Origin of the sequence: Peribacillus sp. CSMR9, assembly GCF_033141925.1 — a bacterium.
Taxonomy (GTDB): domain Bacteria; phylum Bacillota; class Bacilli; order Bacillales; family DSM-1321; genus Peribacillus; species Peribacillus simplex_A.
Genome location: NZ_JAOPHO010000005.1, coordinates 1 through 23,561 on the forward strand (window position 1 = coordinate 1; position 23,561 = coordinate 23,561).

Annotated in this window: 29 protein-coding genes; 20 read left to right on the forward strand and 9 right to left on the reverse strand. The window is 36.8% G+C overall.

The window, feature by feature from the left end; translation table 11 throughout:
- Positions 1 to 243 precede the first annotated feature (243 nt).
- Entirely contained in the window at positions 244 to 1,494 is a 1,251-nt protein-coding gene (locus N9I19_RS05030) for a YHYH domain-containing protein (protein WP_317777156.1), read from the forward strand.
- Positions 1,495 to 1,506: 12 nt separating this feature from the next.
- On the forward strand, positions 1,507 to 2,145 hold the full coding sequence (locus tag N9I19_RS05035) for a PH domain-containing protein (RefSeq protein ID WP_317777157.1): 639 nt from the start codon (positions 1,507 to 1,509) through the stop codon (positions 2,143 to 2,145).
- Positions 2,146 to 2,623: 478 nt separating this feature from the next.
- On the opposite strand, the gene N9I19_RS05040 is transcribed toward N9I19_RS05035, so the two are convergent.
- Complete coding sequence (locus N9I19_RS05040; RefSeq protein ID WP_317777158.1) at positions 2,624 to 2,962, reverse strand: YolD-like family protein; 339 nt, start codon at positions 2,960 to 2,962, stop codon at positions 2,624 to 2,626.
- Between the two features lie 257 nt (positions 2,963 to 3,219).
- On the opposite strand from N9I19_RS05040, the gene N9I19_RS05045 reads away from it, so the two are divergent.
- Positions 3,220 to 4,632, forward strand: coding sequence for a SpoVR family protein (locus tag N9I19_RS05045; RefSeq protein WP_317777159.1), 1,413 nt, complete (start codon positions 3,220 to 3,222; stop codon positions 4,630 to 4,632).
- Positions 4,633 to 4,966: 334 nt separating this feature from the next.
- On the opposite strand, the gene N9I19_RS05050 is transcribed toward N9I19_RS05045, so the two are convergent.
- Positions 4,967 to 5,377 carry a DUF3888 domain-containing protein gene (locus N9I19_RS05050; RefSeq protein WP_317777160.1) on the reverse strand — a complete coding sequence of 137 codons (411 nt, stop codon included), beginning with the start codon at positions 5,375 to 5,377 and terminating at the stop codon, positions 4,967 to 4,969.
- A 694-nt stretch (positions 5,378 to 6,071) separates the two neighbouring features.
- Here N9I19_RS05050 and N9I19_RS05055 point away from each other — a divergent pair.
- The 4 genes from N9I19_RS05055 (at position 6,072) to N9I19_RS05070 (ending at position 7,294) form a co-directional block, all read left to right on the forward strand.
- On the forward strand, positions 6,072 to 6,263 hold the full coding sequence (locus N9I19_RS05055; protein ID WP_134783043.1) for a hypothetical protein: 192 nt from the start codon (positions 6,072 to 6,074) through the stop codon (positions 6,261 to 6,263).
- A gap of 3 nt (positions 6,264 to 6,266) precedes the next feature.
- A complete protein-coding gene (locus N9I19_RS05060; RefSeq protein WP_134783042.1) occupies positions 6,267 to 6,656 on the forward strand; it encodes a hypothetical protein in 390 nt (129 codons plus the stop codon).
- Positions 6,657 to 6,669: 13 nt separating this feature from the next.
- Positions 6,670 to 6,837 carry a hemagglutinin gene (locus N9I19_RS05065; RefSeq protein ID WP_162604455.1) on the forward strand — a complete coding sequence of 56 codons (168 nt, stop codon included), beginning with the start codon at positions 6,670 to 6,672 and terminating at the stop codon, positions 6,835 to 6,837.
- Between the two features lie 181 nt (positions 6,838 to 7,018).
- Positions 7,019 to 7,294 (forward strand): tyrosine-type recombinase/integrase, encoded by a 276-nt coding sequence (locus N9I19_RS05070; RefSeq protein ID WP_134783041.1) that lies wholly within the window; start codon positions 7,019 to 7,021, stop codon positions 7,292 to 7,294.
- Between the two features lies 1 nt (position 7,295).
- Here the strand turns inward: N9I19_RS05070 and N9I19_RS05075 are convergent, their stop codons facing one another.
- Together N9I19_RS05075 and N9I19_RS05080 are read right to left on the reverse strand one after the other, a co-directional pair.
- The gene (locus tag N9I19_RS05075; protein ID WP_225989104.1) at positions 7,296 to 7,805 is read right to left on the reverse strand and encodes a DUF4367 domain-containing protein; all 510 of its coding nucleotides are present in this window, start codon (positions 7,803 to 7,805) and stop codon (positions 7,296 to 7,298) included.
- A 168-nt stretch (positions 7,806 to 7,973) separates the two neighbouring features.
- Positions 7,974 to 8,444, reverse strand: coding sequence for a hypothetical protein (locus N9I19_RS05080; protein WP_317777161.1), 471 nt, complete (start codon positions 8,442 to 8,444; stop codon positions 7,974 to 7,976).
- Positions 8,445 to 8,948: 504 nt separating this feature from the next.
- Between N9I19_RS05080 and N9I19_RS05085 the strand changes: the two genes are divergently transcribed.
- The 4 genes from N9I19_RS05085 to N9I19_RS05100 all read left to right on the forward strand — a co-directional run bounded on the left by N9I19_RS05085 (position 8,949) and on the right by N9I19_RS05100 (position 11,622).
- Positions 8,949 to 9,434 (forward strand): arsinothricin resistance N-acetyltransferase ArsN1 family A, encoded by a 486-nt coding sequence (locus N9I19_RS05085; protein WP_134783039.1) that lies wholly within the window; start codon positions 8,949 to 8,951, stop codon positions 9,432 to 9,434.
- A gap of 22 nt (positions 9,435 to 9,456) precedes the next feature.
- Positions 9,457 to 9,654, forward strand: a complete 198-nt coding sequence (locus N9I19_RS05090; RefSeq protein ID WP_134783038.1) for a hypothetical protein — start codon at positions 9,457 to 9,459, stop codon at positions 9,652 to 9,654.
- Between the two features lie 72 nt (positions 9,655 to 9,726).
- On the forward strand, positions 9,727 to 10,182 hold the full coding sequence (locus N9I19_RS05095) for a MarR family winged helix-turn-helix transcriptional regulator (protein ID WP_134783037.1): 456 nt from the start codon (positions 9,727 to 9,729) through the stop codon (positions 10,180 to 10,182).
- Positions 10,183 to 10,248: 66 nt separating this feature from the next.
- On the forward strand, positions 10,249 to 11,622 hold the full coding sequence (locus tag N9I19_RS05100) for an FAD-dependent oxidoreductase (RefSeq protein ID WP_134783036.1): 1,374 nt from the start codon (positions 10,249 to 10,251) through the stop codon (positions 11,620 to 11,622).
- Between the two features lie 161 nt (positions 11,623 to 11,783).
- Here N9I19_RS05100 and N9I19_RS05105 read toward each other — a convergent pair whose 3' ends face one another.
- A complete protein-coding gene (locus tag N9I19_RS05105) occupies positions 11,784 to 12,218 on the reverse strand; it encodes a hypothetical protein (RefSeq protein ID WP_317777162.1) in 435 nt (144 codons plus the stop codon).
- Between the two features lie 192 nt (positions 12,219 to 12,410).
- Here N9I19_RS05105 and N9I19_RS05110 point away from each other — a divergent pair, with 192 nt between their 5' ends.
- Entirely contained in the window at positions 12,411 to 12,725 is a 315-nt protein-coding gene (locus N9I19_RS05110; RefSeq protein ID WP_134783035.1) for a hypothetical protein, read from the forward strand.
- Positions 12,726 to 13,266: 541 nt separating this feature from the next.
- Here the strand turns inward: N9I19_RS05110 and N9I19_RS05115 are convergent.
- Positions 13,267 to 13,923, reverse strand: coding sequence for a hypothetical protein (locus N9I19_RS05115; protein ID WP_317777163.1), 657 nt, complete (start codon positions 13,921 to 13,923; stop codon positions 13,267 to 13,269).
- A 208-nt stretch (positions 13,924 to 14,131) separates the two neighbouring features.
- On the opposite strand from N9I19_RS05115, the gene N9I19_RS05120 reads away from it, so the two are divergent.
- The 7 genes from N9I19_RS05120 to N9I19_RS05150 all read left to right on the forward strand — a co-directional run bounded on the left by N9I19_RS05120 (position 14,132) and on the right by N9I19_RS05150 (position 19,276).
- Positions 14,132 to 14,479 carry an ArsR/SmtB family transcription factor gene (locus N9I19_RS05120; protein ID WP_134783033.1) on the forward strand — a complete coding sequence of 116 codons (348 nt, stop codon included), beginning with the start codon at positions 14,132 to 14,134 and terminating at the stop codon, positions 14,477 to 14,479.
- 17 nt (positions 14,480 to 14,496) lie between these two features.
- A complete protein-coding gene (locus N9I19_RS05125) occupies positions 14,497 to 15,795 on the forward strand; it encodes an arsenic transporter (RefSeq protein ID WP_317777164.1) in 1,299 nt (432 codons plus the stop codon).
- A gap of 33 nt (positions 15,796 to 15,828) precedes the next feature.
- The gene (gene arsC, locus N9I19_RS05130; RefSeq protein WP_134783031.1) at positions 15,829 to 16,248 is read left to right on the forward strand and encodes an arsenate reductase (thioredoxin); all 420 of its coding nucleotides are present in this window, start codon (positions 15,829 to 15,831) and stop codon (positions 16,246 to 16,248) included.
- A gap of 86 nt (positions 16,249 to 16,334) precedes the next feature.
- Entirely contained in the window at positions 16,335 to 16,700 is a 366-nt protein-coding gene (arsD, locus tag N9I19_RS05135; RefSeq protein WP_134783030.1) for an arsenite efflux transporter metallochaperone ArsD, read from the forward strand.
- 30 nt (positions 16,701 to 16,730) lie between these two features.
- On the forward strand, positions 16,731 to 18,500 hold the full coding sequence (gene arsA, locus N9I19_RS05140) for an arsenical pump-driving ATPase (protein ID WP_134783029.1): 1,770 nt from the start codon (positions 16,731 to 16,733) through the stop codon (positions 18,498 to 18,500).
- 53 nt (positions 18,501 to 18,553) lie between these two features.
- The gene (locus N9I19_RS05145; RefSeq protein WP_317777165.1) at positions 18,554 to 18,979 is read left to right on the forward strand and encodes a protein-tyrosine phosphatase family protein; all 426 of its coding nucleotides are present in this window, start codon (positions 18,554 to 18,556) and stop codon (positions 18,977 to 18,979) included.
- A gap of 21 nt (positions 18,980 to 19,000) precedes the next feature.
- Positions 19,001 to 19,276 carry an adhesin gene (locus N9I19_RS05150; protein WP_134783027.1) on the forward strand — a complete coding sequence of 92 codons (276 nt, stop codon included), beginning with the start codon at positions 19,001 to 19,003 and terminating at the stop codon, positions 19,274 to 19,276.
- A 136-nt stretch (positions 19,277 to 19,412) separates the two neighbouring features.
- Here N9I19_RS05150 and N9I19_RS05155 read toward each other — a convergent pair whose 3' ends face one another.
- From N9I19_RS05155 to N9I19_RS05165, 3 genes are all read right to left on the reverse strand, one after another.
- A complete protein-coding gene (locus N9I19_RS05155) occupies positions 19,413 to 19,634 on the reverse strand; it encodes a hypothetical protein (protein ID WP_134783026.1) in 222 nt (73 codons plus the stop codon).
- A 512-nt stretch (positions 19,635 to 20,146) separates the two neighbouring features.
- Positions 20,147 to 21,013 (reverse strand): PhzF family phenazine biosynthesis protein, encoded by an 867-nt coding sequence (locus N9I19_RS05160; RefSeq protein WP_317777166.1) that lies wholly within the window; start codon positions 21,011 to 21,013, stop codon positions 20,147 to 20,149.
- 211 nt (positions 21,014 to 21,224) lie between these two features.
- Positions 21,225 to 22,265, reverse strand: a complete 1,041-nt coding sequence (locus tag N9I19_RS05165; RefSeq protein ID WP_134783024.1) for an HNH endonuclease — start codon at positions 22,263 to 22,265, stop codon at positions 21,225 to 21,227.
- Positions 22,266 to 22,469: 204 nt separating this feature from the next.
- Here N9I19_RS05165 and N9I19_RS05170 point away from each other — a divergent pair, with 204 nt between their 5' ends.
- Complete coding sequence (locus N9I19_RS05170; protein WP_134783023.1) at positions 22,470 to 23,351, forward strand: DNA-binding protein; 882 nt, start codon at positions 22,470 to 22,472, stop codon at positions 23,349 to 23,351.
- Positions 23,352 to 23,561 lie beyond the last annotated feature (210 nt).

Consider the following 23,561-nt stretch of genomic DNA (forward strand, 5'->3'; position numbering starts at 1 on the left):
CAGAATTTTATTTTGAATTGTGTTAGGAATGAGGGAATAAGGAATGTTGGAACAAGTAATTTTTTATACGATTTTGGCGACGTTTTTAATGTGAGAATATTTTTTATTACCAGACATTCAAATTCAAGTGAAAAAATACCCTACTTTAACTAACAAGGCATAATTGGAAAATATGTATTTACATTACTAATATCCTGTTGGTAAAATCAGTTAATGACATTCTAGTTCAAAAGGGGTATTGCAATGAAAAAATGGATATTTTGTGTTCCTTTATTTTTAATAACTTTTATCCTTGTTTTTATTTTTGAGACAGATACTTATGCTCATCCAGGGCGAACTGATTCTAGTGGTGGGCACACATGTAGAACAAATTGTGCCAGTTGGGGTCTTGAAACAGGAGAATACCATACCCATGGCGGTGCAAGTGAATCGAGTTCTAGTAATGATAGTTCTTCCGAAAGTTCTACTAGTTCGAATTCATCAGCAAGTTCCAATGATTCTTGGGATAAGGATTGCACGGATTTCTCCAGTTATGATGAGATAGTTGACTATTGGAACAGCAAGGGATATAGCAAGACGAATGACCCAGAGAAATTGGATGGCTGGGGAAATGCAGTGGACGACGGGATTCCCTGTGAGGAACCTAGTGGATACGATACCGCCAAGATTAACGGAAGTCCTGCTCAAATCGCAGAAAAGGCAGCAGTGCAGGACAAAACAAATGGTGAAAAGGCTGGATATACAGCTGGATTGGGTGCAGGTAAAAAGGGAGTAACTAGTGATTCAACTTCAAAAGGCTCTGCTGCTTACCAGGAGGGATACACAATTGGATATGATGAAGGATATCAAAATGGAAGCGAAGTGCTGGAAAAACAAAAAATAACTGCAAATAAAGAGGGGTACGCACTGGGAAAAAAACAAGATAAGTTAGTTGTGCCTCAGCAATACGCATCTATTAACTCCTTAAAGTCTTCATTCAATGAGGGTTTCAATAAGGCAATTGAAGAAAAGGATGAAGAGAAAAAGAAAGACTATATAGCTTTAGGAGTCAAAGATGGTAAAGCAGATATTATGAACGAGCCAAAGAGTGTAAAACCTATATTTATAGATGCATATAAACAAGGATATGACCAAGGACAAAGTGAACTTAAAAAGACATACGTTAAACAAGGACATGATGCAGCATTTAAGAACGTGAAATACAAAACGCCAAAATTGAATTCTCAAAAATACATTAATTGGTACAAGGAAGGATTCAAATCTAATAACAAAGTCAAAGCCATTCAAGATGCTGCTTACAACGCTGGATTAAACGGAGATGACTATATAGTAAAAGCTAAATACAAGCACGCCGAGCCTATTTATAAATATTACTTTGAACAAGGAGATCAGGAACGAAAAGAAAAAAATGCAGCTAGTTCAGGTGTCGTTGCCGCTGGGGTACTGGGTTGGGTAGGCAGAAGATTTTATGTAGCAAAGAAAATGCTGAAGTAAGGGGAGGTAGCGATGGGGATTTATCAAAAGATCTGCTATACGGTTGAGGATATATTCGTGAAAATTCTTTCAAGAAAACAAAACTCAGTTGAAGTTAAGCAAAAAGTCGTAGCGTATCGGAGTTCTAAAGAAGAATCGAAGTTACAGAAAAAGCACGAACAACAAGAAAGGAATAAGGAAAATCAACGAATTGCAGCAGAAAAACTGGAAAAAGAAAAGCAAGAAGTGTTGGCTATTCTTTCTGATGTGGTTGATGTTGATAAACTTAATTATACGAAATACGAGTTCCAGGAAGTAAAACGAAATAAACAATATTTTAAATCACTGATTGAAACTGTTTTTGAACCTGGTGAAAAAGGGTTAACGTTTATACAATGTGAGTTCGATAAAACTAAGAAGCAAGAAATAAAGGGTTATTTGATTGCAACCTCCAAAAAAGTGCTTTTCTTGGACTTGGGATTAAGAAATCTTCAAAAATTCAGATACCAGACAATACGGGACATTAATTGGTTTAAAGATGGCACTTTTGAAAAAGGGCTGTATATTCAATACGGAGTTAAGCGTTTAGAGTTCGATGAAATTTTTGACACAGAACAAATGAAAAGAGTAGGGAATGTAATAAAGCAAATAGCATATGAAAGAAGCGCATAAAGATTTAAGTGATATCAACATAAACATGCTGATTTTTTTATTAAATTGATTTATTAAACAATTATGTTGAAATTTCTTTTACCTCAAGATGTTATTCGTGATTTAAACGTGTTAATAAAAAAACCACAGACTCCGAAGAGTTTGTGGTTTATGCTTTTTAATCAGTTGTTATCTCTTGTATTCCTTCATTGATGTAAAAGAGTTTTTCTTCTATGCCTTGAAGGAAAATTCCCTCATCTAATTTTTTAATTTCCAAAAGATTTAACAAAAGCAACAAAAGCAACAGAATACCAAAGATATACTAAAAGTATGCACCTTTTTCATAGTTGGTTTTATCTCCTTTTTGATGAGATGAGATGCATTGATTAGAAGTATTATATATTGAAATTTCTTGATTATGTTTATTTTATCCTCTTTATCTTTTCATTTTTACAAGCAATTTTACTGTACTAAAATGAATGATTTTACAAACATTAATTTATATCTTTTTCACTCCCTTAATCGTTGAAAAGGGTATTCTATGTATTCGTTCGTCCAAATCAATCACTCGTAAATGTCCGTTCATTTGATCCACATAATGCACCAATCCTTCTACGGTTCTTAGCCGATTATTTTGGTATAGCGTAAAGGAAATCGGAAAAGTAAACTCCATTGAAGTGGCAATTAAATCATTCATTTCTTCCATGTATTGTTCATCCAACACGGGTTCGGGTTCATCGTAGTATTCCTCACCAAAATAATGCCGTAGCATTTTTATATGTTCAGGCAGCATCAGACTGGTCCATTTAATATTTCCTCTGTCTCGAATGGTCATCATAAATCACTCCTTATTTAGATTATAAACGAACGTATGTTCTTTATGAATGACTTTTTATTATAGAGTTGGTGATCCAAGATGGAATGAATTATTTTGTTTGACTCGTATCTTATTCATTTCCAAAAGTTTTTTAGAGGGGGCCATTAAGATCATTTTCCCTTGAAAATAACGCTTGAAATATTATCAACAATAATTGTTCCGTCATTTTCTTCTCTCTTTCTCATATTATGTGAGAAGGGGATTAAGGGGGGAACTATGTGAAAGTAGATGAACAAGAGGCTTTGAGTAGGGCGATTGATGAAATAACAGAAATCGCCAAGGGAGTAGGGCTGGATTTTTATCCGATGAGATACGAAATTTGTCCAAGTGAAATCATTTATACGTTTGGTGCTTATGGAATGCCAACGCGTTATTCCCATTGGAGCTTTGGAAAACAATTTCATAAGATGAAGTTACAATATGATTTTGGTTTGAGTAAAATTTATGAATTAGTTATTAACTCTAATCCTTGTTACGCCTTTTTATTAGACTCTAATTCGTTAATTCAAAATAAGTTAATTGTGGCTCATGTCTTGGCACATTGTGATTTCTTCAAAAATAATATTCGTTTTCAAAATACGAATCGAGATATGGTGGAAAGTATGGCTGCGACAGCAAATCGCATTCGCCAATATGAAATCCAATATGGAAAGAAAGAGGTTGAAACGTTTTTAGATGCGGTATTAGCGATCGAGGAGCATATTGATCCTGCTCTTCTCCGTCCTGCTTCCACCATCACATTTGAGGATGAAGAGGAAGAAGTAAAACATGTAGTTACCCCTTACGATGATTTATGGGGATTAGAGAAAACAGCAGGACCAAAACAAAACTCATCAGTAAGGAAGGACGGGAAATTTCCTCCACAGCCACAAAAGGACCTATTGTTATTTATTCAGCAATACAGTCATGAACTAGAAGACTGGCAGCGTGATATCTTGACCATGATGCGTGAGGAGATGCTTTATTTCTGGCCGCAACTTGAAACGAAAATTTTAAATGAAGGCTGGGCCAGCTACTGGCACCAACGAATTCTTCGCGAAATGGACTTAACATCGGGTGAATCAATTGAGTTTGCGAAGCTAAATGCTGGAGTTGTACAACCTTCACCCACAAGTATCAATCCGTATTACTTAGGTTTGAAAATGTTTGAAGACATCGAAGAACACTATAACAATCCAACAGAAGAAATGATAAGACAAGGCGTGAAGCCAGGATCAGGTCGTCAGCAGATATTCGAAGTGAGGGAAGTGGAATCCGATATTTCCTTTCTACGAAATTACTTAACAAAAGAACTGGTCACTAGGGAAGATATGTACTTATTTCAAAAACAAGGAAAAGACTATAAAATTGTTGATAAAGATTGGACCAAAGTACGCGATCAACTCGTGAATATGCGGGTCAATGGTGGATTTCCATACCTGACAGTCCAAGATGGAGATTACATGCGAAACGGTGAGTTGTATTTGAAGCATGAATATGAAGGTATTGAGTTGGATATGAAGTATTTGGAGAAGGTCCTTCCATATATTTATCAGCTTTGGGGCAGAGGGGTGTATTTGGAGACGCGGGTTGAGGAAAAAGCCGTTCGTTTCTCGTATGACGGAACTGGGATGCACCGTAAAAATCTATAATGAAAATTTGGAAGCTACAATAAAACCTTTAAAAGAGAATAAAGAGCAATGTGATTCGAATAGAATTACATTGCTTTTTACTTTTTTATAGGACGAATTAAGAGAAAACATGTTTCGGTTTTTTTATGATTGCTTTGTTAAAGATTAATTTTGATTTTAAAAAGACCACCTAATATGTGGTCTTCTTTAGTGCTTCCTATGGAACTAAACCAGCTAATAGGATGTCACCCGTTGTTCATTAAGCCAAAAAGGCCACCAAATGGCAGCCCCTGATCTTACTAACGCACATTTAGTTAAAGAAGAAAAAGTTGCCTTTAATTGCTGCTCTAAAGTCTTATTGAGACAAATGTTTGTAATCTAATATTTCTATCTTAAAACCATGATTACATTTCAGTTGTTTAAGCTTTTCACTGTCACAGGATGGAGATATTCTTAATTTAACTTGGTCGTCTACATAATCCAATGGTTCATTACGTTCGGAAGAGACTTGAATTTGTATATCGACATTGTAAGAATGATTTTCATTGTAACTTATGTCAACAATTCTTTGCCATTGCCAACTCAAATTACGTCCATACTCTTTTTCAATTTTCTTATCTAGAGTTGGAAACACAATATCTCCAAAAATATCCTCTGTTGTTCCATACCATCCTTCCACTTTTGAAACCGATTCTGCTTTAACTGCTTGTATAGGAGTAAAGGCGAATAAAAAAAATCCTAATAAGATTAAATATCGCTTAGCCATCAAGGTTCACCTCATATTTCTGTTTACTCCTTATTCTTTAGCTAAACTCAATAGTTATGCCTTAGTAAATAACCTGCCCCGTTAGCCATCCATGAAGCGCAAAAATCAGCGCTTCACCACAGAGAATGAAAATTGGCCTCTATGTCGATAATGTTTTAATGGCTGGCGAAGAAGGTCGTTGAACTATGGTGCCTTTGAGCCCATCCGTTAGTCTGACTCTGACGACCACGGTGTACCACCGACTGTCGCGCCCTTTATGGGTAGCACACATGGGAGATTAATCTTTTTTTGGTCGTCGCGCTAGCCTCTATTTAATTTGCTATAATTGGAGGTTTTTGTTTAACAATTTACCAAACTCAATCAGATCATTCATAAAGCTCAGCCTTTTTTTAAAAGCGTTTTTACTGGGTCTATTTTTTTTCTAGGTTTTTTGCTTTTTTAATTTTCATGGGAGTTCATCAAGAAAATCAACAATATTCTTTAACAGAGCCATTTTGAAAAAAATCAGGGGTGAAAAAAACGAAGTGGGCGAAAGCCTTGACCTAGCTGAACCTTCAGCCTAAACTTGAGCTAAGAGACAGGCTTAATTCAGTCAAATTCAATTTAAGCTCAATTTAGCCTCATTCTTAGCTCAAATTAAGCTTAAAAAAAAGGGGGGGTCCATGAAATACATTCAGGACGTGGTACGGGAGCTGTGGCTCAGCACACATGTTTTACACGGGTGGGAGAAGAACGGCTAGGGAACGACCCTGTCATTAAAGATCCAAAAAAGAACCATTCACGACTATATGACCACCATCAAATGGAACGGATTCAGTTTCTGCATGCTTTTTTGGAAGAACAGAAGAAAAAAGGAATCAAACGGACCGATCGAGAAGAGGTCTAGAAGTTGTTGTTTGAAGAGTTTGGCGGGGAAGTCATCGAAATCGAGAAAAACGAGATCGAAATGACGACGGTTCTTCCTAATTCCATGGAATCACTCATGGAATTGGTTGCGAATCAAAACAAAAAGCTCGCAGCGTTGGAGGAAATCATTCGCAAGCAGGTCAGCAAGGAGCTACCTGATTACACCGAACAAATCCAGGAAGTGAAAAATGAGCTTAAATTAAGCCAGGCACGCGAAGAGAAAAAGGATCAGGTGATCCAGGATATGAATGAAAAACTCGACAGAGCCGTGAATTTCATCCTGGAGATGGAAGAATCAGAGAAAAAGAAACAAGTGGCAGCTGCTGCTGAAGACGAACCGAAAAAAAGTCTTTGGAAACGATTATTTGGCTGATAGGGGTGAGAACATGTCAGAAGAACCAACATCGAACGAACTGAAAACCCTGATGCAAACAATCTTTGATGAGATGAGCGAACAGTTTAAGGAAATGGGTAAAGAGTTCACGAAGATGCACGTCCGATTCGACCATATCGACAAGCAACTGGAACAGATACGGGAAGGGCAAAAATACTGATTCTTGCATCTCTTACGAAAAGAGATGCATTTTTTTGCTGACAAAAAAGGATTCTTCATTTATAACCGTAATAAGAAGAACAGACGCATCAAAAAAGGAGGGAAACAGGATGGAATTTGTGGATCGATTTATGATAAAAACGATCTTCCGAGAATGCGGAAGGCGATTAAGCGACAGGTGAATGGCGACAGGAACCTGCTGCTCTTTCGAGCTCGGGTTGGCGACGGCCCTACGGCCTGGTGATTTGATCGATTTGCGGGTGAAGGACGTAAAAACAGGGATCGTTCGAGGACATTCCAATAAGAAGAACAAAGCGTTCGAGATTCGATTGAATGACCGTGTGATGAACATGGTGAAGGTGTATGTGGAAACGATGGAAGACGAGGAGCTGCTGTTTCCATTGCATCGGACCACGGTGTATCGGTTTTTGAAAAAGGCGCACCAGTTAGTTCTTTAAACTATTTCATTGATCTTGCAACTTCCAACATTTTATTCCTTGATACCCGTGAACTCTCCATTTCTACATAAGTTCCTTCTTGTATCCAACGAAGTAAACCACCAGTAACAATTTCACCCTCTTTATCTAACTCACCACTATTACCCCATTCTACAAAAAAGCCCTTATGACCGTTTATATCTACCTGCTCTGCATTTATGTGCATTTCTTTTTTAGGAGAAGATCCCTTACTTTGCTCAATACCAATTAGCAAATATTTATCGTCGCTATCCATATAGTGCAATCTAAAATTAGTTATTTTGTCTTTCTCATCCCAGGGGTATGTTTTTATTTCTAACGTCCAATCATTAGGAATATTTTGAGGAACAACTACATTAAAATCAACTTTCCTCTTGATTTCAGAAAGAGTTATACTTTCGTGATTATATTTGATTTCTTTAGCTTGAACTATTAGTGGAATGTTTTGAATTAGAATAAGTACAACTAATAAACGTATAAAAAGTAATTTCAATTTACTACCTCTTCCTGTTTCGTTTTTACATAGGTAGTTTTACCAATTTGATATTTCTTATTAAACTAACCTACCCCTTTAGTTCCGTAAAAAAGAAGGTTGCCGCAGCAACCTTCCTTATTGAAATAAAGCATTGATTTTACGCCTATAATTCCCCTTAGAGCTATATCACTGAATCAAGATATTTCCTACATATTGGGCAGTGCCTCTTGAACTTGTGAATACAACTTCTAAAACATAACTCCCTTTGTTATTGGGGATTTGAAATTCCCTATTTTCATGCAATCCGAGTTCAATTCGTTGTTCATCTTTCAGTAGGGCAACTGTTATTTTTGGGTCTGTCCAAATATCTCCACCATTTCTTGCGTTCTCTTGAAAATCTAAGGAAACTTTTTCGTTAGCGGTAACCTTCATTTTTTCTTGTGATAATCCGAATTCTTGAATATCATCTATTTTTTGATTTACATCTCCACTTGATGAACTCCAACTGATATTTCCTTCTGTTAATTGCAAAGTTATAGCAAGGTCTTCTGAATATAAATGAGCAGTTGGAACACCAACATCATAATCTTCTCCTATGCATCCTGTTAATATAAATATTAAGAACATTCCTATAAATAATCTAAAAAAGCTTTTCATTTCATACCCCCCGTATTTTTTTGCTATACACATCTTAGTTAACAATCCTGAACCGTTTAGTTGTAGTAGAACTCCTCATAATTTCATATTTATTTTAACGTAAATTACCATTAAGACTTATGCATTTTTTAAACCTAAAAAAAAGCAATTGCTCCCATACATCTAAGAAGCTTGTATTCAGACAAACTTTAAAATGTGGTGAAATGAACGGAATTCAAAACAAACAACTATCCTTAGTATCGGAAGTAAGAACAGGCCTGAAGGTGAAAAGCTACGGCCGTGGTATTAGCTGCTGTTAATGTAAAGAAAAGGGGGGGAGATGTTCACTTTGATGCTTTCTTGTCATTGATTTTAAAATAAACAGTTGGTACCATTTTTGTTTCATTCAAAATAGGAAAGTCATAAAATATACTTGCAACTTGCAAATATTAGTGTTATAAATTGGATATAGAATATTTGTAATGAATAATTTGCTTTTACAAGTGAAAGGAGAAGGGGAAAGGTATGATCATTCGTGAAGCGATGGAAACGGACATAGAATCCATCAAAGAAATTTACAATCAAGGGATTGAGGATCGAATTGCCACGTTAGAAACGGAACTGAAGAATCAATACTACATGGAGGAGTGGTTCGTCAAACACATCGGACGCTTTAAGGCAATTGTCGCTGACCAAGAAGGGGAAATCGTTGGATGGGCTTCCTTGAATCCATATAACAGCCGCGATGCTTATAAAGGGGTTGCCGATTTATCCGTTTATATCTCAAGAGATCATCGAGGAAAAGGGATTGGCGGTTTATTGCTGCAATCAATAGAAAAGCTTGCAAAAGAAAATGACTTCAATAAAATTGTGTTATTTACTTTTCCCTTTAACCAGATGGGTCAAGGATTGTACAAAAAACGGGGGTATCGCGAAGTGGGAGTGTTTAAGAGCCAAGGAATTTTAGACGGGGAATTTGTCGATGTGATGGCTATGGAGAAATTACTGTAAACAATTAGGGGGTAGGGTGATTATGACAGTGAACCATTCAAGCGTATTGTCTGTCAGTTATTTTGATGCCTATTTCAAGCTGGTTTTAGCTTCTCGTGAACCTGTGATGGAAAAGGCAAAAGAATTCATTGAAACCAACTTTTTTAAAGGCGAAGCGTGTTATTATGGCGAGCAAACTCACCGAAATTTCATGGCAGCTTTTAATAAGCTAAAAGGATAAATAAAAAAATAGTTGAATCAAATAGTTGCAAAATGCAAATAATTAGCGTATAAATAAAGTGAGGTGAAAGTAATGGAAAATGAAAACCTTAGAGGTCTCTTCCAACTCTTAACTAGACGTTTTGGATTATTGAATAAAAATTGTTGCAGCGCTGATGGAATTGAGATATCCCTCGTTCAAAGCCATATCCTGTATGAAATAAATCGACAAAAAAAGGCTTCCATCCAGCAAATTGCAGAAACATTGGGAACGGATATTACGACGTTCAGTCGACAAATCCAATCCCTAATAAAATTGAATTTAGTCACAAAAACCCCTGATGCGGAAGATCGGAGAATTTCTATCCTTTCTCTGACCGATGAAGGCGTGAAAATCAATCAAACCATCGATCAACAAATGAATGATTACTTGAATGAGATCTTCAAGACGATGAATGAGTTTGAAAAGGAATCAGTCGTGCGTTCTCTGACATTGCTTAATGATCGAATGTTGAAGTCTTCCGTATGTTGTACTACTCCTTGGGGGTAGTATAATTTTTCAACAATACTTGCAAATTACAAATTTTTTTAAATGAAAATATAGGAGGGAATAAGGATGGTTAAATTTGATAAAAGTGCTTTACCCGTAGCAATTATAGGTGGGGGTCCTGTGGGGCTGGCCGCTGCCGCTCATTTACTAAAAAAAGGGGAGAAGTTTATCGTATTGGAAGCAGGCGACTCCGTTGGTTCGAGTATGTTGGAGTGGGGACACGTTAGAATGTTTTCTCCGTGGCAATATAACATCGATAAAGCAGCAAAGGAACTGCTAGAGAACGCTGGTTGGATGTCACCAAACGAAAATGCTTTGCCAACAGGTCGCGAACTGGTAGAAGAGTACCTTCTTCCGCTAAGTAACCTTCCAGAAATAAAAGAACAGATTATGTTACAGGCAAAAGTAGTCGGTGTTGCCAAAAAGGCTCACGATAAATTAAAAACAGGAAAACGAGACACGGTTCCCTTTCAACTCTATGTAGAAGTAAATGGTGACACAACAGTCATTGAAGCGAAAGCTGTCATTGATTCATCAGGTACTTGGACCAATCCAAACCCGATCCTTTCCAATGGAATTTGGACGAATGCGGAGAGACAATTACACAATCAAATCCACTATGGCATTCCTAACGTCGAACAATTAGAAAACAGATATCAAAATAAAACCACCGTGGTGATCGGAAGCGGTCATTCTGCCATAAATGCTCTATTGGATCTGGCTACCTTGCAGCAGAAATTTGCGGATACAAAGATCTACTGGGTTCTTCGTAAAAAACAGATCCATGAAGTGTACGGCGGGCAAGAAAACGATGGCTTGGCAGCTCGTGGAGAATTGGGCACTAGAATTCAGCAATTAGTGGAGTCTGGACAAATCAACATTTTTACTCCCTTTCATATTAACGGAGTGTATCCAACAAACGGTCAAATCACTGTGATGGGAGAACTAAACGGAGAAGAATTCACACTCGATGATATCGATGAAATCGTTGTGAGTACGGGTTTCAGACCCGATACGACCTTTTTAAATGAAATAAGGATAAACCTTGATTCAGCTGTGGAAAGCATAGACACGCTTGCTCCGCTAATTGATCCCAATATTCATAGTTGTGGAACCGTGCGGCCGCATGGTGAACAAGAATTACGGCACCCAGAAAAGAACTTCTACATTGTTGGCATGAAGAGTTATGGAAGAGCGCCTACATTCTTACTGGCGACAGGCTACGAACAAGTCCGTTCAGTGGTGGCTTATCTCACAGGGGATGTAGAGGGGGCAAAAGAAGTACACTTGGAACTGCCTGAAACAGGAGTTTGCAGTACGAATATTGCTTCAAGTTGCTGCGACTCTGATACTCCAGTAATTAAAACAAAGGATAGTTCTTGCTGTGGGAGTCCTGTTTTAGCGAGATTAGAGATCAAAAATAATTCTTGTTGCGAATAAACCAAAAGACCAGTCTGAAATTAGGCTGGTCTTTTTATTTATATGATACTTTTTATTTCGGAATGCAATATTAAATTATTTTTGGATAGTAGGATCACTTATTGTGTCTTCTTTGGCCCTATGGAGCTAACGCACCCGTTAGTTCTATAAGGAATAGCAGTTTAATGGTATTGAAACCAAACAAACCATCCTTTTCCCTTACTTTTAGCTAAAAATATTTGACCTTGGCCTAAGTTAGCTCCAGGTGCTTTGAGGAAATCTAAACGTACAAGCCACGATTTTTCAGCAATTTCTTTACCACAAAAGGTCTTTGCCATTCCAAAATAGTCTTCTTCATCTTTATTGCCAACTGTTTCGGGAAAAGGTTTGGCTGTTACTACATTCCACTTAGTATATATGTCAGGAAAATCATCTATTCCAGTTCCATAAGTTTTTGGTATTAAAGTATTTAACGCTTTTATTACCTTTTTTTTATCCTTAATCGATGTTTTCTCTAATTCACTTAACACAGGACATTCTTTAGGTTGTGCGTATCCTTGAATTGAACAAAAAAACAACATCGGAATGGTAATAATCAATATATATAGCCTTTTCATAAAACTCACCTCAAAATTTATCTTTCCTAATTTTAAGAAAAATAGTCCAGTTTTTGAGAGGTATAATAGCTCAATTGTTATTCAACTAATCTGCCCCTTAGTAACTAAACTGTAAACGGATTGTTACGCAAATAGCATTGTTGGAGGAGACTTCAATATATATAATTAAGACTCGTTAAGGAGTGATGAAAGATGATAAGCGTTACAGTAGATAAGTTAAAATTCAAGAAACAATTATCGGGAAATGAACAAATCACACTGAAAGATTTTCTGTATACCTGGGTAGGTAGCTCAAGCAAGGGATTTGATGATTTTTTTCACCTTGAGTACACAGTAGATGTATTTGCCAAAATGGAAAAAACGACGAATGACACCGATTTGTTGATTTCTGATGATGATTATTTCAGATACATAACATTGACGGAAGATAATCAAATTGTAATAGGTGTTTTAGATATGAATTCAGAATTAAAACATAGAATAATTTCACTAGATAAGATGAAATAATTCTGCGTTTTCTTTAACCCATACAAAAAGAGGCAGCGTGGTACACTGTCTTTTTTTATTTGTTCACAATCGTCTCCATGTCATACCAACGCCCACAGTACACACACATTTTTCTTTCATTCATCCTATTTCTCCATTCGATTTAATCCCTGCTTACACTCATTCTACTAAAAAATCAAAAAATGAGGTGGATCGAGAATAGGTTGTATAGTGTTACCCGTGTTTTTGTAAATCGGTTGTAAAGTCTTGGGCGTACTTTTGTACCCTAAAAATATACAATCCTCCGTATCATGAATTCATGATACGGAGGACATAATAAAAGAGCGACGATGGTAGCACATCTTCGCCCGCGTAACCCGTAATGAATCAGGTAACCCATCCGTAGCCGACTAACGAACAGGATGGGTTATTTTTTTGTGCTCCCTTGTTTTCCCCTAAAAATATCTATCGAGGCCAAAAATCCCCTGATACCCCTGGTTAACTTCACCCAATCAATCTATTTACTCGGATCCACAACAGCCATCCACTCATCCTCCAAAACCTAGTTATTCTGATAATACTGATGAACCTGTGGCTCCCCCCATACTGCTCCTTGCTGAACCATTAAGGATTTTATGGTACGGGTCCTTCCCAATTCATCTTTTTCAACCCATTTATAATGTTTAACTCTTCTTTCCTCTGTCAAAGAGTCATAATGGTGTTCTTTGTTTATTTCAGTGGGCTTCCCCCAAGAAGAAAATTCAATATTTTTTTCAAACATTCCTTCATAAGGAACTGTCACACTCAATTTAGCTCGTTCTTCAACTAAATTTTCAGCTTCAGCAAGCTCAGCAGCTTCATTCATTTCTTGGGCTTGTTGTTCATACTTAGGTACATCCGATAAGATGGATAGATACTTATATAAATAAGTTCCGCCGTAAAACATTTCTTTTTCAATCATTTCTGGAACAAGTTTAGATATTTCAAGATAAATCGCATCCATCTTTTTTCTAGAATCCTTATAATCAGCAACCTTTTCAAAATAACGCAAGGCTACCACATAGTCAGGTTCCTCTAGTGCCAAAAGAGCCTTGTTATATACCTTCCGTTCTTCTAATTTAGCTGTAATGATTGGATGAATAATAAGGGGAGAAACAATCAATAAACTCAATGAAACAATCATAACAATCTGTTTAAATTTCTCAGATTTAGTCCCCATATAAGCTCCTCATTTCTTAAATTCATTGTATTGAGTAAATTTTACCAGCGCCTAGAGAAAAAGTAATTAACTCTTTTAGGTAGACTAAAATCAAAAATGATTTTGTTGAATATTTAATACTTGATTAAATAAGAATATACTTATACAATGATGTTAAATAACCACATAAGCATATGATTATTTATTCGATTAGGCTAGGAGGGGTAACATGCAAACGAATGAAGCGTTGGATATAGAAGCTACGGCAAATGTTCTTAAACTTTTAGGGGATAAAACACGTTTGACGATGGTGAAAATTATGTCTGAACATGAATGTTGTGTCTGTGAATTTGTAGACCTGTTTGATATGAGCCAACCTGCTATTAGCCAACATTTACGAAAGTTGAAAGATAGCGGAATTGTGAATGAAGCGAGAAGGGGACAATGGATATTTTACTCGTTAAATCAAACATCCTCGTATTACTCATTTATTCAAACGGTCATCAAGGATTTGCCAAGTCAAAACTTTAAATTAGAAGAATTAACTGCACAAGGAAAACGAATTTGTTGTGACTAACGAGGAGGAGAACATCAGTGGGTACAGTTATATTAGCGAGTATCATCTTTTTGCTGACGTTGACATTCGTCATCTGGCAACCCAAGGGATTGTCAATCGGCTGGTCAGCATGCGGGGGTGCGGTACTTGCCTTACTCGTTGGGGTTGTTGACTTCAACGATGTAATTACCGTTACGGGTATTGTATGGAACGCGACGTTGGCGTTCATTGCTATTATCATTATTTCTTTGATTTTAGATGAAATTGGTTTCTTTGAATGGGCAGCTCTACATATGGCGAGAGCGGCCAAGGGAAATGGAGTAAGGATGTTTGTGTATGTGAGCATTCTCGGTGCTCTAGTCGCTGCGTTCTTTGCAAATGACGGAGCCGCGCTCATCTTAACTCCGATTGTATTGGCGATGGTTCGAAACTTGAAGTTGGAAGAGAAAATGATCTTCCCATTTATCATCGCGAGTGGGTTTATTGCGGACACTACATCCTTACCGCTTGTGGTAAGTAATCTGGTCAACATTGTTTCTGCGGACTTTTTTGATATCGGGTTTATTGAGTTCGCCTCTAGAATGATTGTTCCCAACCTGTTTTCATTAGCAGCTAGCATCCTGGTATTATATTTGTACTTCAGAAAGAGCATTCCGAAGAATTATGATATGGCTCAATTGAAGAAGCCAGTCGATGCCATTCGGGATGTGAAAATGTTTCGACTGTCTGGGATTGTTTTAGGCGTTCTGCTGGTTGGCTATTTTATCAGTGAATTTTTCCGCATTCCTGTATCCATCATTGCAGGTGTTATCGCCATTTTCTTCTTGTTTATGGCAAGACGGAGTCCAGCTGTTAATACCAAAACTGTTGTAAAAGGCGCACCATGGGCGATTGTGTTCTTCTCCATTGGAATGTATGTCGTGGTGTATGGATTGAGAAACGTTGGATTGACGAACATTTTAGCCGACCTTATACAAGTAACGGCTGATCAAGGATTATTCGCTGCTACTGTCGGGATGGGATTCATCGCCGCTATTCTTTCATCGCTTATGAATAACATGCCGACGGTCATGATTGACGCTCTTGCCATTTCCGACACGAATACAACAGGTGCCATAAGAGAAGCCTTGATTTATGCCAATGTCATCGGTTCGGACTTGGGACCAAAAATTACACCGATAGGTTCTTTGGCTACCTTATTGTGGCTGCATGTCCTTTCATTAAAAGGCGTGAAAATCTCATGGGGAACCTACTTTAAAACGGGTATCATCTTAACCATCCCAACATTGTTCATCACATTAGTTGGCTTGTATATATGGTTGAACATTATTCACTAAACACATCATTTACTCATAAAGGAGAGAAATAACATGTCTAAAAAAACACTTTACTTCTTATGTACAGGTAACTCGTGCAGAAGCCAAATGGCTGAAGCATGGGGTAAGAAATATCTAGGGGACGAATGGCAAGTGCTAAGTGCAGGAATTGAAGCACATGGTTTGAATCCAAATGCTGTTAAAGCGATGAACGAGGTTGGTATGGATATTACCAATCAAACTTCCGATATCATTGACCCAGACATTTTAAATAATGCCGATTTTGTGGTCACGTTATGTGGCGATGCGGCAGATAAATGTCCAATGACGCCACCGCATGTGAGACGTGAACATTGGGGCTTTGATGACCCAGCAAAAGCGGAAGGAACTGATGAAGAAAAATGGGCGACCTTCCAACGTGTTCGTGATGAAATCGGAGAAAGAATTGAACGTTTCTCTAAAACGGGCGTATAAATAAAACTGAAAAGCCGAGTAATCACTCGGCTTTCGTTTTATCCATAGCATAAGTAAATGATTATATATTAAAAGGAGATGAGCAAGTGATGAAAGTTGAAATCTTTGATCCTGCCATGTGTTGTTCAACGGGGGTATGTGGACCGAGTGTTGATCCTGAATTAACAAGGGTGGCATCTGCTGTTTATTCTTTAGAAAAGAAAGGGTTCGATATCAAACGTTATCAATTAACCAATGATCCTGCTAAGTTCGCAGACAACCCTGAGATTAATAAAGCTTTACATGAAAAAGGACCTGACGTCTTGCCAATTATTTTAGTCAATAATCAGATTGTAAAAGAGGGAAGTTATCCAACGAACGAAGAGTTTGGAGAATGGTTTGAAGTAAAACCTGAAGAGTTAAATGAAAAGCCAAAAGCTCGTCTTTCCATTGATTTAAATCAACTGAAATAAGAAAGAAAGAAAGAAAGAAGGGGAAAAAGCATGTTTCAATCTTTCAATCCGAAGAATGTCATTCAAACACCCTTTTTATTTTTAACGGGAAAAGGTGGGGTAGGAAAAACATCGACAGCCAGTGCCACCGCCGTTGCATTAGCCGATAGTGGGAAAAAGGTGTTGCTCATCAGCACAGACCCAGCTTCCAACTTACAAGATGTATTTGGAATCAGTCTAACCAATACACCCATAGCCGTACCAGGTGTTGATAATTTATTTGCCAGTAATTTAGATCCAGAAGCTTCAGCGAGAGCGTATCGTGACAAAGTGGTTGGTCCATATAAAGGAAAGCTACCTGATTCTGTCGTTGCTACCATGGAAGAACAATTATCAGGAGCATGTACGGTTGAGATTGCTGCATTTGATGAATTTTCCAATTTGCTGACTAATGTTGACATAGTCAATCAGTATGACCATATTATCTTTGACACCGCTCCAACTGGGCATACGTTAAGGCTTTTACAGCTTCCGACGGCATGGAGTGGATTCCTGGAAGAAAGCACACACGGTGCGTCATGCCTAGGTCCTTTATCAGGGTTGGCGGACAAAAAAGACCTTTATTCTAAAACTGTGGAGGTCCTTTCCAATCCAAGTAAAACCACATTAATCCTAGTAACAAGACCTGATGCTTCATCCTTATTTGAAGCAGACCGTGCATCCAATGAACTCAAAGAAATTGGCGTGAAAAACCAAATACTTATCGTGAATGGGCTTCTTCAGACACACCTTGAAGAAGATGAAGTGTCATCCGCCTTTTATCACCGACAACGAAACGCATTGCAGCACATACCAGAACATTTAAAACAGATCGCTGTTTATTCGTTACCGTTTGTTTCTTTTTCCTTAACAGGGATAGACAATTTACGATATTTATTTAAACAATATACGATCCCATCAAAGATGGTGACATATGAAGATGAAACAGCGAAGCTTCCAAGATTGAATGAAATGATCACTGATTTCTCATCAAATAATACAAAGCTTATTTTCACAATGGGCAAAGGTGGAGTGGGGAAAACAACGGTGGCTTCCGCGATTGCCGTTGGTTTAGTTGAGAAGGGGCACCGTGTGCACTTAACGACAACAGATCCCGCGGGGCACTTGAATTACCAATTCGAAAATGATCAATTCAATCAAAACTTAACGATTAGCAGCATTAATCCAAAAGAAGAAGTCGAAAAATACAAAGCAGATGTCTTAAAGAACGCAGGCCAAGATTTAGATGCAGAAGGACTCGCTTATTTAGAGGAAGATCTTAATTCACCTTGTACGGAGGAAATAGCCGTATTCCGAGCCTTTGCTGAAGTGGTCGCTAAATCAGAAGATGAAATGGTCGTTATTGACACGGCACCAACGGGTCACACGCTTTTATTATTGGATGCTGCACAGTCTTATAGTAAAGAGATTGCCAAGTCAACGGGTGAAGTCCCTGAGAGTGTAACAAAATTACTTCCTCAAATTAGGAATGCAGAAGAAACTGCCGTCGTGATCGTCACACTTGCCGAAGCCACACCCGTGTTAGAAGCATCCCGATTACAAGATGATTTAAGAAGGGCGAAAATCGATCCACAGTGGTGGGTGATTAATCAGAGTCTATATGCTACAAATACGGTTGACCCTGTATTAAGCGGGAAAGCAATGTCAGAAAAGGAATGGATTCATGAAGTTAAAGAAAAGTCATCTGAGAAATGTGTAAACATCCCTTGGATGCATGAGGAAAAGATTGGGTATGAAAAGCTGAAAGATTACATTAACTGATTGATAAGTCGTACATGACTGGAGTAAGTCACTTTAATTGGAGGATGGATATAATGACAACAAAGACTTATCATGAATTAATTAAAGATCGCATTTACATCGGTGGCGCAGATGATGTGAAAGACATGATGGAAAATGAGAAAGCCGATATTATTTTCGACTTGCGTGCAGAAGCGCCTGAAGATACGGAGTATAACCGCATGCATAGTCCCATTGTCGATGATGCTGAACACCAAGATGAATCCATTAAAAAGTCGATCGCTCATGTCGTAAAAGCATATAATGAAGGAAAGAAAGTGTATTTTCATTGTGCTGGAGGAAGCAATCGTACGGGAACTGTTGCCGTTGGAACCTTGTTGACTTTGGGTAAGGCAAAGTCCATCGAAGAAGCAGAGGAAATGGCTAAGTCCGCACGTCCTAAAATTAAGATGAAACCAGAAATGAAGGATGCATTAAAAAGAATATTTCCTAATGCATAAAAGAAAAGGGGAGGAATTAATATGAAGATAACAGATGGAGCTAAGGGATTACTAGAAAATTTTTTAAATGAAAAAGGTGCAGATGGGATTCGTCTTACTTCTGTTGCTGGTTGTTGTGGACCACAATTTACTATATCTTTAGATGACCCGCAGGAATCTGATACTATTGAAACTATTAACGGAATCAAAGTCGCTATGGATTCACAAATTACTGGAACTGATGAATTAACATTGGACAAAGAAGAAAATCAAGAAGGTGCTGGGTTAGTATTATTAGGCGGTAGTAGTTGTTGTTAGAAATTAATGTGTGACTGCTAAAAGAGGATAATTAGTCCGAAATTCGGATTATTATCCTCTTTTTGATTACTATCTACTGCACTTTAAATATTGAGTTTTCAACATTATCGTAACAGCCAAAGAAAAAAGCCCACCATCACTTGCGGGCTTTAAAGTTGCTTTCTATTTTCATAATCCTTTGTTCCAGACGGTCAATCTCTTTAGGTAAGGTCGCTAAAAGGTGATAATATAGTTCGGCATTCCAAGGGATAGCAGGATAAATGGTACTCATTGAATCAATGCCATTATCTTTAAGCATTGCATATCGCTGACGGGTCTCGATTAACGAGTTTGTTAAATTATTTAAAAGAGTTGCCATTATTATTCCCCCAATTAAATAACTGTCTAACTAACCAATTCTATACCCTCTTTCTTTATATACAAAACATTTTTAAGGTAAAAAAAATTATTCAACTAATGGGTGCGTTAGCTGAAGATCGGAACTGTCTTTAAGGCAGCTTTTTCTTATGGAACTACCATGAAAATAAGTTTCTTTAAAAAAGAAAAATGACAATACTTAAGAAGACCGTGCTCAATCGTTTTAAAAAAAGAGGAGAGCGTTAATTAATTAGTCAATGGATTAGGGTTGAATGGATTAAGGTCAGTATCAGTATTGACACTACCTAACCATTTTCATTCTTTGCGATTCATGGATGGCTAACGGTGCAGGTTAGTTTACTAAGGCATAACTATTGAGTTTAGCTAAAGAATAAGGAGTAAACAGAAATATGAGGTAAACCTTGATGGCTCATAATCCAATGGTTATTACGTTCGGAAGAGACTTGAATAAAATATTAATCTAAAAAAAGCCCGAATTTGGACTTTCTAATGTTAATACCATTCTCCTTTTGCGATTAAAAATACTTTACCCCCTACAAGGATTTGAATGGAATTTTGGGGCTTTTCAGCTTGTATATTTAAAATAGATGGTCTTCCCATTTGGAATCCTTGTTCAACTCTGTACACTATATTTTTACTTTCAAAAAAGTTATGTGCGATAAGGTATCCAGCAAGATTTCCGTTTGCACTTCCAGTCGCAGGATCTTCAGGGAATCCTGTGTCATCTAAAAATACTCTTACATTTAAATCATTTTCTTTTAGTTTGGTTTCAGGAGTAAAGACAAGAATATTTGCTTTTATAACGTTATCAATGAAATTTTGATAATTATTATGATTGATCTTGCAACGATTTACAGCATCCAATGAACAAAGAGGAACAATTACTGCTGGTAATCCAGTTGATACAATTTGAATTGGAAAACGGGAATCAATATCTTCATTTGGTATCTGTAATATTTCGGTGAAAATATCTTGATCAGGAATAATCGTTCCTAATTCGGGTGGGTTTTGCTTCATTATTAATTGTTCACCTTCAATATTTACAGGTATTTGTCCTACTTTAAGGTTTAAAGTTATTTGTTTACTTTCATTGTTTTCTAAAACTTTCTGAATGATAAATGCTGTTCCTAATGTTGGATGACCAGCAAAAGGAACCTCAACATCAGGAGTAAATATTCGAACATCGTATCCTCCGTTGTCTTGTTTGCCAGATAAAATAAATGTTGTTTCATTAAAGTTTATCTCTCTTGCAATCTTTTGCATTTCTTCAGTAGATATTGTTCTCGAGGGAATAAGTACAGCTAATTGGTTACCTTGATATTTTTCTTCTGCGAATACATCAACAATATAAAAATCCATAAATATTACAACTCCTAATTTTAAATTTTAGAATATTATATCATTTCTTATTCAACTAACGGGTGCGTTAAATCCATATGATGCACTAAAGAAGACCACTTATTAGGTGGTCTCTTTTATTTGTTCAAAAATCAACGTTAATCTTTAACAAAGCTAAACATTTTAAAAAAACTGTGTTCTACAATTACTGATAATCATGAACCGATTTCCTTTAGGAGTTAAGCAAATCTGGTCGAGAGCTAAGCGCTCCAGCAAGTTTGGAAGAAGCAAGTGAAGGAACAAGTGTTAAAATTTCTTCTATGTTCATTTTTTTATGCTTTTTCTCTTTTGGATGAACTATATATGCTGTATCTTTATACAACACGGGACCTAAGTAGAAATGGTCAGGACTTTCGCAAGTATCAATAACAGCATTAATCTTGCCAAAAATACTCAAGAAAAGTCTTAACTTACCTTTGTGTCTGTATACGGCAAATATATGTTCATTTTCAATACCTAATGTTTGGATTAGTACCTCTATCTCCATTCCTTCATTAGGGGTAGTATAAACGGTATTTCCTTGTTGAATATATGAAGGTAAAGTATCCTTCGTAACATCGAAGGGGTAAAGTTTTGATTGTAAATTAACTATTGCATCTTTACCATTTGGGTCCCATAAGTAATTTCGTAATAAATTTGCTGTTGTCGAGTTAGTAAAGTTAGGAATAAAGAAACAAGCTAATCCAAGTATTATTTTTACCTGTTCTCGTCGAATTACTGGTACATCAATTTTTTTGGATATTCCGACCTTTCCGACTTGTTCTGAGATTGGTGTCGGTAATTCATCAGGAGCGATAAAATTCATACCTTGTTTAATTGCTTTTTTTTCGACATCTTTTAAAATATTGGTCACATATCTTGGGTCTACCTTTAACGTTATTTTATCGTTTTCCCAATTAATATCTGGTTTAGCTATTGGAACTATGCCTTCCTCGCAAACAAGGAGCTGAATTTTTTCTCCGTCTTCCTTCGTTGTTTCAATTCGTTCAGTGTGTTTTCTACCTCTTTTATCTGGTAAACCAAGAAATGCTCTTTCCCAACTTACAAACCATTCATTTTTAAATTTTTCGTCTATTTCCTTGTTAGCACGGTTATTGCACGTTTTACAAACTTTCCATGTAGTTATGTTTCCTCCACATGATTCAGGAATAATATGTTCTTCACTTCTTTGGCTATCTTCAAGAGAATCCCCACAATAAAAACAGATAAACAATTAAATCGCCTCCCTCGCACAGTGTTTGACCTTTTTTGACTAATGTGATTTTAAATGATTCTGTTCCTAATTGTCAAATGATTACTTTTTATTAAAATTACTCCTGTAAAGAAAAAAAGGATTACGGTCACTCAAGCTCGGTCATTAATTATGAAAATGATTCATATCTATCTGTAACATGAATAAAAGGTGGAGAAAACGAAGATGAGAATTTACAATGTTCATCAAGCTATAAAAATTCTTCAAGAGTATTACATTACCGATTCGATTCAAATGGTTACACGTTGGATTCGTGATGGGAAAATTAGAGCGGAGCGATCTGATAACCGTAAAGAAGGGTGGAAGATTCACCATGTTGATTTATTTGATTTTATAGATGAGCAGCGGCCAGGTTTACCTGAAGTTATGGCTGTCCATGAATGGTATGTTGAAAATGCTTTTAGGCTGGATGATCAAAAATCGGAAGAGGAGGAGAAACCTGAATTTAATTTACCAGTTGACGAAATAATCCAAGCACCATCAATCGAACATGAGGGAGAAATACAGCAGTTGGAAGAAAAAATAGATGGTTTGACGAATCAATTACATCTTGCAAACCAAAAAAAATATGAGTTAACAAAAGAAATTGATAAGCTCAAAGAGGAATACAACTTTCTTGAGGAATTGTATGAACAGGTTGAAGAAACCTGTAAAGAAACGGCAATAGAATTAGTAAAGGTCAAGAGTGAGATAACACATTCAAAAAAAGAACAAGCCCCATCAACAATTGATGGAAGCTTGATCAAGACAGTTTCTTTTCAAGATTTTAAATCAATATATAATGAGATAAGTAAGGAATGTAGCAACGACGTCATCGAATTTATAAGAAAAAGTGAGGACATTCCAAAAAGTATTTACTCTGCATTTTTTAATAAAGAAGAAAAACTTGAAGAAAATATAATTGAGGGGATACAATATCGCTGTCCGTTAACAGACAAAAAATATAAAAATTTTAAACCGATGCTTAAAAATGCAATTAGAGAAAAACTTAGAATTATCCAGGTTGAAGTGAAAGTGAAAAAGGAGACTGGTGAATCAAATGTCTAGTCATTTTACTTTTGTAAATTTATAAGGGTAAAGTGATATAAATAAACTTTTAATTTAATCTCAAAATACAAGCTATATTGCTATAAACCCAAGCTGGAAACGAAAAATAATTTTGTTATTGTGCAGTGTGTAGCAAGTTCTATAAACACTAATGAATTTTTTAGCTTGCGGAATAAAGCTTGTACGACTTTTGGTAAATGCATGGGGTAT

Coding starts and splice junctions, on each gene's coding strand:
- N9I19_RS05030 (WP_317777156.1), top strand. CDS start 244: ATGAAAAAATGGATATTTTGTGTTCCTTTATTTTTAATAACTTTTATC.
- N9I19_RS05035 (WP_317777157.1), top strand. CDS start 1,507: ATGGGGATTTATCAAAAGATCTGCTATACGGTTGAGGATATATTCGTG.
- N9I19_RS05040 (WP_317777158.1), bottom strand. CDS start 2,962: ATGATGACCATTCGAGACAGAGGAAATATTAAATGGACCAGTCTGATG.
- N9I19_RS05050 (WP_317777160.1), bottom strand. CDS start 5,377: ATGGCTAAGCGATATTTAATCTTATTAGGATTTTTTTTATTCGCCTTT.
- N9I19_RS05065 (WP_162604455.1), top strand. CDS start 6,670: ATGTCAGAAGAACCAACATCGAACGAACTGAAAACCCTGATGCAAACA.
- N9I19_RS05070 (WP_134783041.1), top strand. CDS start 7,019: ATGGCGACAGGAACCTGCTGCTCTTTCGAGCTCGGGTTGGCGACGGCC.
- N9I19_RS05080 (WP_317777161.1), bottom strand. CDS start 8,444: ATGAAAAGCTTTTTTAGATTATTTATAGGAATGTTCTTAATATTTATA.
- N9I19_RS05085 (WP_134783039.1), top strand. CDS start 8,949: ATGATCATTCGTGAAGCGATGGAAACGGACATAGAATCCATCAAAGAA.
- N9I19_RS05090 (WP_134783038.1), top strand. CDS start 9,457: ATGACAGTGAACCATTCAAGCGTATTGTCTGTCAGTTATTTTGATGCC.
- N9I19_RS05095 (WP_134783037.1), top strand. CDS start 9,727: ATGGAAAATGAAAACCTTAGAGGTCTCTTCCAACTCTTAACTAGACGT.
- N9I19_RS05100 (WP_134783036.1), top strand. CDS start 10,249: ATGGTTAAATTTGATAAAAGTGCTTTACCCGTAGCAATTATAGGTGGG.
- N9I19_RS05105 (WP_317777162.1), bottom strand. CDS start 12,218: ATGAAAAGGCTATATATATTGATTATTACCATTCCGATGTTGTTTTTT.
- N9I19_RS05110 (WP_134783035.1), top strand. CDS start 12,411: ATGATAAGCGTTACAGTAGATAAGTTAAAATTCAAGAAACAATTATCG.
- N9I19_RS05115 (WP_317777163.1), bottom strand. CDS start 13,923: ATGGGGACTAAATCTGAGAAATTTAAACAGATTGTTATGATTGTTTCA.
- N9I19_RS05120 (WP_134783033.1), top strand. CDS start 14,132: ATGCAAACGAATGAAGCGTTGGATATAGAAGCTACGGCAAATGTTCTT.
- arsC (WP_134783031.1), top strand. CDS start 15,829: ATGTCTAAAAAAACACTTTACTTCTTATGTACAGGTAACTCGTGCAGA.
- arsA (WP_134783029.1), top strand. CDS start 16,731: ATGTTTCAATCTTTCAATCCGAAGAATGTCATTCAAACACCCTTTTTA.
- N9I19_RS05145 (WP_317777165.1), top strand. CDS start 18,554: ATGACAACAAAGACTTATCATGAATTAATTAAAGATCGCATTTACATC.
- N9I19_RS05150 (WP_134783027.1), top strand. CDS start 19,001: ATGAAGATAACAGATGGAGCTAAGGGATTACTAGAAAATTTTTTAAAT.
- N9I19_RS05155 (WP_134783026.1), bottom strand. CDS start 19,634: ATGGCAACTCTTTTAAATAATTTAACAAACTCGTTAATCGAGACCCGT.
- N9I19_RS05160 (WP_317777166.1), bottom strand. CDS start 21,013: ATGGATTTTTATATTGTTGATGTATTCGCAGAAGAAAAATATCAAGGT.
- N9I19_RS05170 (WP_134783023.1), top strand. CDS start 22,470: ATGAGAATTTACAATGTTCATCAAGCTATAAAAATTCTTCAAGAGTAT.